Genomic DNA, 2,550 nt, shown 5'->3' with positions numbered 1-2,550 from the left:
CTCTCCAACCTGGCCGACCTCAGGCTGGCGCGGGCGCGGGTGCGGCTGACGCCGAAGGCACTGGCGACGAAGGAGTTCACCGGCGAGCGTATCGTTGCCGGCATCGTCGAGGCCTGTTCGCTGGCGATCGTCGATCCTTACCGCGCGGCCACGCACAATAAGGGCATCATGAACGGCATCGATCCAGTCGTCGTCGCGACCGGCAACGACTGGCGGGCGATCGAGGCCGGCGCCCACGCCTGGGCGGCGCGCGGCGGCCGTTATACGTCGTTGAGCCGCTGGGAGATCGACGCCGCCGGAAACCTCGTGGGGACGCTGGAAATGCCGATGGCGCTGGGCATGGTCGGCGGCGCCACCAAGACGCACCCGGCCGCGCGCGCAGCGCTGAAACTCCTCGGCGTGACCACGGCGCAAGAGCTTGCCGAGGTCACCGTCGCGGTCGGGCTGGCGCAGAACATGGCGGCGCTCAGGGCGCTGGCAACCGAAGGCATCCAGCGTGGACACATGGCGCTGCATGCCCGCAACATAGCCATCGTGGCGGGCGCGAGCGGCGCGAATATCGATGCGGTGGCAAAGGAACTTGCGGCGGATCACGATGTGCGCGTCGATCGCGCCAGGGAAATCCTGCTCAGACTGGGCAAAGAGGAGGCCTGAGCGGTGAGCGAGGCAGCCGCACGCGGAAATCAGGCTCGGCTTTCCAGCCTGCTCAAAAGCCAGGAAGGCATCGTGCTGGTGCTGGCGGTGCTGGCCTTCGTGCTGTTCTCGTTGCTGCTGCCGTCCTTCTTCAGCCCCGGCAACATCCTAGCCCTGATCAGAAGCGTCTCGATTCTCGGCATCCTGGCGCTGGGAATGGCGCTGGTCGTCATCGCCAGGGGCATCGATGTCTCGATGATCGCAACGATGGTGGTGTCGGTGTCCTGGGCCTTCGTGATCGCCCGCTCGGGCTATTCGCTGGAATTCGCGCTGCTGATCGGCGCGCTGTTCGCGGTGGTCGCCGGCGTGCTGATCGGGATGCTGATCGCTTTCGGCGAGGTCGCGCCGATCTTCGCGACGCTTGCCGCCGGCTCCGTCATCTACGGCCTTGGCCGAACCTTCTTCTTCACGCTGGAGATGCAGAATGTGCCGCCAGGCGCCGAATGGTTCTCGCTGATCGGGCAGGGCCGCATCCTCGGCGTCCCGGTGACGGTGGTGGTCTTTGCCATGCTTTGCCTGGCGCTGCATCTGGTGCTCAGCCGCACGCGGTTCGGCTGGCAGACCTATGCCATGGGCAACAATCCGGGCGCCGCCAGGATCACCGGCATTTCCAACCGGCCGATGATCGTCGCGCAATATGCGATCAGCGCGCTGATCGCCTACGGCGCCGGGCTGGTGCTTGCCTCGTCGGCGTCGGCGATCAACGCCCGGCTTTTCAATTCGACGATGATCTACGACATCCTTCTGGTCGTCGTGTTGGGCGGCATCGGCCTGAATGGCGGCCACGGCAAGGTTCGCAACGTCATTCTGGGCACGATCTTCGTCGGCATCCTGCTCAACGGCATGACGATCATGAACATCGCCTACACGATCCAGAACCTGGTCAAGGGCGTGGTCCTGCTTCTGGCCATCGTCATCGACTCGCTCGTCAACCCACGCGACGAGCAGACGTCCCAGCAAGGGGATCTCTGACACCAATTTCAACGCCAAAATGCAATGGGAGGAAACCATGCGACTTCTGAAAACGACAAAGTGGCTGGCCGCGGCCTGCATCGCGCTTGCCGGTATCGTCACCGCCAGCGCCCAGGACAAGGGCCTGGAAAATCCGCGCTCGACGACGTTCCACAAGACGCTGGAAGGCAAGAAGGTCGTCTTCCTGCCGCTGTCGATGGGTTTCGACCTGACCGAAGGCTGGGCGGCGGTGATGCGCCAGCAGGCCAAGCGCCTCAAGTATGATTTCGAGATCCGCGACCCCGCCTGGAGCACCGACGCGGGAACCCGCGCGCTGCAGTCGCTGATCAGCGAGAAGCCGGACCTGATCGTCGCGCACAATCCCGACATCCAGTCCTACGCCCGGTTGCTGGCTCAGGCGCAGGCCGCCGGCATCAAAGTTGTGCAGATCAACCTGGAATCGAACACCCAGACCGATTCGTATGTCGGCGCCGACTGGACCGAGATCGGCGAACAGGCGGCGCAGGCCGTGGTCGACAAATGCAGCCCCGGCAAGGGTGCTTCGACCAAGGTCGCTATCGACACCGGCGTGCCGACGGCGGCATCCGACGTGTTCCAACTCGACGGCATCTACCGTGTCTTGAACCAGCATCCCGACATCCAGGTCGTTTCGCAGCAGGCCACCGAATACAATCCGGAAAAGGCGCGCTCGATCATGGAGACCGTGCTGCAACAGCATCCGGATCTTTGCGGCGCCATCGGCATCTGGGACAATCAGGACACCGGCACGGCGTCTGCGATCCAGCAGGCCGGCAAGGGCGACCAGGTCTTCCTCGTCACAAGCGGCGGCGGCAACAGGGTCGGCTGCGAGAATGTCGAGAAGGGCCTGTTCAATCTCTACATCAG

2 protein-coding genes and 1 pseudogene are annotated in these 2,550 nt (G+C 64.3%); all 3 read left to right on the top strand.

Annotation, left to right across the window (positions count from 1 at the left end; genetic code table 11):
- Positions 1-654: pseudogene (locus tag EN984_RS30800) on the top strand (3-hydroxy-3-methylglutaryl-CoA reductase); the annotation flags it as partial.
- A gap of 3 nt (positions 655-657) precedes the next feature.
- Positions 658-1,665, top strand: coding sequence for an ABC transporter permease (locus tag EN984_RS30795; protein ID WP_127270346.1), 1,008 nt, complete (start codon positions 658-660; stop codon positions 1,663-1,665).
- 37 nt (positions 1,666-1,702) lie between these two features.
- Positions 1,703-2,550, top strand: an 848-nt coding sequence (locus EN984_RS30790; protein WP_164765762.1) for a sugar ABC transporter substrate-binding protein, incomplete at its 3' end; no start/stop codon positions are given.

The sequence above is a fragment of the Mesorhizobium sp. M7A.F.Ca.CA.004.12.1.1 genome (genome assembly GCF_003997835.1).
Lineage (GTDB): Bacteria > Pseudomonadota > Alphaproteobacteria > Rhizobiales > Rhizobiaceae > Mesorhizobium.
The sequence above is the reverse complement of the archived record's forward strand: the minus strand, read 5'-3'. Positions and strand labels throughout refer to the sequence as shown.